General features: G+C 42.0%; 3 protein-coding genes. 2 read left to right on the top strand and 1 reads right to left on the bottom strand.

From position 1 onward, the window contains the following. Positions 1–76: 76 nt before the first annotated feature. Positions 77–1,405: a CoA-disulfide reductase gene (locus ACERII_RS25510; protein ID WP_373645814.1), complete on the bottom strand. Its 1,329-nt coding sequence runs from the start codon at positions 1,403–1,405 to the stop codon at positions 77–79. Positions 1,406–1,722: 317 nt separating this feature from the next. Between ACERII_RS25510 and prfA the strand changes: the two genes are divergently transcribed. Then, positions 1,723–2,793 carry a peptide chain release factor 1 gene (prfA, locus tag ACERII_RS25515; RefSeq protein WP_373645815.1) on the top strand — a complete coding sequence of 357 codons (1,071 nt, stop codon included), beginning with the start codon at positions 1,723–1,725 and terminating at the stop codon, positions 2,791–2,793. A 406-nt stretch (positions 2,794–3,199) separates the two neighbouring features. Further along, positions 3,200–4,105 (top strand): peptide chain release factor N(5)-glutamine methyltransferase, encoded by a 906-nt coding sequence (prmC, locus tag ACERII_RS25520; RefSeq protein WP_373645817.1) that lies wholly within the window; start codon positions 3,200–3,202, stop codon positions 4,103–4,105. Positions 4,106–4,463: the final 358 nt, after the last annotated feature.

The raw sequence follows: 4,463 nt of genomic DNA on the forward strand, positions 1-4,463 counted from the left end.
CAAATTAGTGGTATGTACACAAAAAGGGCACGGAAAAAGAGCTTTTTTTCCGTGCCGTGCTTTTGATTTGCTTATTTTAATATCTTCTCGCAGCTTGCTGCAGTGGATCCCAGACGCCGTTGAATGGTGGAGCGTAACTTAGATCGAGATTTTCTATGTCGGCGATGGTCATCCTATGGTAAAGAGCGGTAGCGGCCACATCGATTCGTTTATCCACTCCAGTTTTCCCAACAGCTTGAACGCCCAATAATCGATCGGTTTCCTTGTGCCGCAGGAGCTTCATGAAAAGTTTGTCGCTGTTTGGGTAATAACCTGCATGAGAGCGGCCAGTAAACTCCAACGGTTCGTATGGGATCCGAAGTCGAGTAGCTTCCTCTTCACTCAAGCCGGTTCGACCTATGGTCAAATCAAAAAACTTCATAATAGATGATCCTACAACTCCTTGGAAGGTTTTCGTAACTCCTGCAATATTGCTTCCGGCTACGCGACCTTGTTTGTTGGCGTGAGTACCAAGGGGAATATAGTCATCTAACTCTTTGATTCGGTTAAATTGTGTAGCGCAATCCCCAGCTGCATAAACATTCTCCACATTCGTTTCCATATATGGGTTCACGATGATTGCACCAGAGGGATGTAAGTTTACTCCTGCTTCTTTTGCAAAACTCGTGTTTGGTTTCACACCAACTGCCACATTAACTACATCAGCACGATAGGTGTCTTTATCAGTAACTACATGTTCTACTCTGTCTTTTCCTTCAAAACGTTGAACGGTTTCTTCAAGAACATGCTCAATTCCTTGTTTCGCCGCTTCTTCATGGATGAGTTCACTTACTTCTTCGTCATACACATTACCGAGGCGTTTAGCCATATCAATAATTCGTACTTTTTTCCCTTTTTGAACGAGGTTTTCTGCAACCTCGAGTCCAATATAGCCACCACCTATGATCGTGATGTTAAGGGCATCTTCCTTCATATCCTCGGCAATTCTTTCTGCATCAGGTATTGTTTTTAAAACATGGATGCCATCCAAATCCTTTCCGTCTACAGGAGGGATGATGGGAGATGCACCTGTTGCAATAAGTAATTTATCATACGTTTGATGAAATTCTTTCCCTGTTGCTTTATCAATACCGGAAACTACTTGTAACTTCGGATCTAGGAAGGTAACTTCATGCTCTGTTCGAGCGTCGATCCCATACTCATTACGGAATGTGTCAATGGTTCGGGCGATAAGCATATCTGTTTCTGGGATCAGACCTCCTAGATAATAGGGGAGTCCGCATTGGGCATACGAATATGTCTTTCCTTTTTCGAAAACGGTAATGTTTGCTTCTTTATTATTTCTCACGATTTGCATGGCAGCGCTCATGCCAGCAGCATCGCCGCCGATGATGACAACTTTCATTAAAGGACCTCCTCTATGGAAAAATATTTTCTATGTATGTATCTATTACAGTTCCCTTTATGAGAAAGAAAAAAACAATTATGTGGAAAGTTCATAGTATATTTTTAGGGATTGTCGCTGAAAGTGGTGAGAGAGGGTTTTCATTCAGAGAGTTGAACTGGGAATGAAACGGACACAAGAAAACGTCATGGTTAGGATGGAGGGCTTTTGTTTTCCAGAAAGCAAAAAAGGGGCCTTCATTAATTCATTTTTACAAAAGTTTGTCGGTATACTATAATAAGACTGTTGAGCGTCAATATATGATGAGGTGAATATACGTGTTTGATCGTTTAGAGGTTGTTGAAGAGCGTTACGAGAGATTGAATGAGTTGTTAATGGATCCGGATGTGATTAGTGATACGAAGAAGCTTCGTGATTATTCGAAGGAGCAGTCGGATATTGCGAAGACGGTGGAGACTTATCGTGAATATAAAGTTGTTAAGAAGCAGTTGGATGATGCAAAGGCGATGCTGGATGATGATTTAGATGATGAGATGTATGAGATGGTGAAGATGGAGATGGAGGAGCTTCGTGAGCAGTTGCCTCCGTTAGAGGAGAAGTTGCATGTACTTCTTCTGCCGAAGGATCCGAATGATGACAAGAATGTTATTGTGGAGATTCGTGGTGCTGCTGGTGGTGATGAGGCGGCGTTGTTTGCTGGTGATTTATATCGTATGTATTCTCGTTATGCGGAGACTCAGGGCTGGCGTCCGGAGGTAATTGAGGCGAGTGAAAACGATATTGGTGGATATAAAGAGATTATCTTTATGATTAATGGTAAGGGTGCGTATTCGAAGATGAAGTATGAGAATGGTGCGCATCGTGTTCAGCGTGTTCCTTCTACGGAGTCTGGTGGTCGAATCCATACTTCTACTGCTACGGTTGCGGTGCTTCCTGAAGCAGAAGAGGTGGAAGTGGATATTCATGATAAGGATATTCGTGTTGATACGTTCACTTCTAGTGGTCCTGGTGGACAGAGTGTAAATACGACGATGTCTGCAGTTCGTTTGACACATATTCCAACAGGTGTTGTTGTGTCGTGTCAGGATGAGAAGTCACAAATTAAGAATAAGGAAAAGGCGATGAAGGTTTTGCGGGCTCGTGTTTATGATAAGTTCCGTAAAGAGGCGGAAGCGGAGTATGCGCAAAACCGTAAGTCTGCTGTTGGTACGGGAGATCGCTCGGAGCGAATTCGTACGTACAATTTCCCACAAAGCCGTGTGACAGACCATCGAATTGGTCTTACACTTCAGAAGCTTGATACCATTCTTGAGGGGAAAATCGATGAGATCCTCGATGCGTTGATTATTGAAGAGCAATCAAGAATGATGGAGGAAGCAGGGGAGTAAAGGATTGTTGGTTTCCTGATGAAAACATTTTTGAAGATGCAACCCCAATTTTTGTTAGACCTCCATACAAGTGATGCATGCACCATGGAAGATGAAAATACTTTATTAGGTGCTGTAGTAACATCAACATTAAATGAAATGAGCGCATGCCCACGGAACTCCAGTGGGAAGTAGAGTAGAGGCGAGACACCGCAGAGCGGAGCCAGGATGGCGACATGACGCCGTTCTCCACAGGACGTGGGCATGTACTTAGGCGGAATTCTTCGAGGAGGCTTGCCAACTCCCAACAGGAAAGGGAGTGGGCAGTAGCGAATGGAATACAACCAACAAAGTTAGTATTCCATATTAGTCTGATACGTGTATTTTCAGGGTAGACAATGTAAAAAGAAGTTCGGGAGCGTTAAAGATGAAAAACAACGAAATGAAAGTTTTTGAGGCCCTACGTTGGGCTTCTTCTTTTTTACAAAAACATAATTATGAAAGTCGCATTGGTGAACTTTTATTAATATATCACACAGGATGGAATAGAGCACGATTGCTTGCGGAACGAATGGCGATTTTGGATCAAGATATGCTTCATGCATTCGTAGAGAACGTGGAACGTGCTGCAAGTGGTGTACCTGTACAACATATTATTGGTTCAGAGGAGTTTTATGGTCGGCAGTTTCGAGTGAATGGGGATGTATTAATTCCTCGACCAGAGACAGAGGAGCTAATTGTGGCTGTTTTGCACAAGATTCCAGAAGTTTGTAGGGGGAACGCTGAGGAAACTTGTAAGCCTGATGGCAATTCAAGTCTAAGGATAGTTGATGTTGGAACAGGTAGTGGGATAATAGCGGTAACAATGAAGCTAGAAGTTGCTATACCTAGCGAAATAGTTGCGGTAGATATATCTCCGAGTGCTTTGAGGGTTGCTAAGGAGAATGCTCTTGAATTAGGCGCAGATGTCGAGTTTATTGAAGGTGATCTGTTAAGTCCATTGATTGATCGGGGAGAAAAAGTTAATGTGGTTTTATCAAATCCTCCATATATTCCTGAAGGTGATAGAAGCTTTATGAAAGAAAATGTGGTTGATCATGAACCAAGTTTGGCCTTATTCGCTGGTGATGATGGGCTAGATGTGTACCGCAACCTAGTGAAGCAGATCCCCGAAGTGTTATTGAAACCAGGCTTGATAGGACTTGAAATTGGTCACGGTCAAGGGGAAGCTGTAGCTAAGCTCATTCGAGAGGTATATCCACAATGTGAACAAGTGGAAGTGAAAAATGATATAAATGGCAAAGAGAGAATGGTACTTGCTATCGTAAAATAGTCACAAAATTTTCGGGGACCTGGTCCCTGAACGTTTTGTGACTTTTTGATTTTACTAGTTCATGTGACACGATCCTTTGCAAGAATAGTAATGATAGGTTTTCAAAAACAAACTTTTTATTTTCCGAAGGTTACTGTCTCCTCTCATATCAAAACTGGGCAAGTTTTTTAAAAAGGTAAACTACCCTAATAATTGATAATAATAAAAGTGGATTTCAGCTTATTAGACTAACAATGACAGCGCTTTCCTGGTAAATCATTCGTAAAATACCCTGTTAGATTATGTGACAATTTTGTTGTTTCAGAATATTTGAAAAGTATAATGAGACTTAACAAAGGATGTTAACAGCATTCACAAC

This window comes from Evansella sp. AB-rgal1, from assembly GCF_041820985.1.
Lineage (GTDB): Bacteria > Bacillota > Bacilli > Bacillales > Salisediminibacteriaceae > Evansella.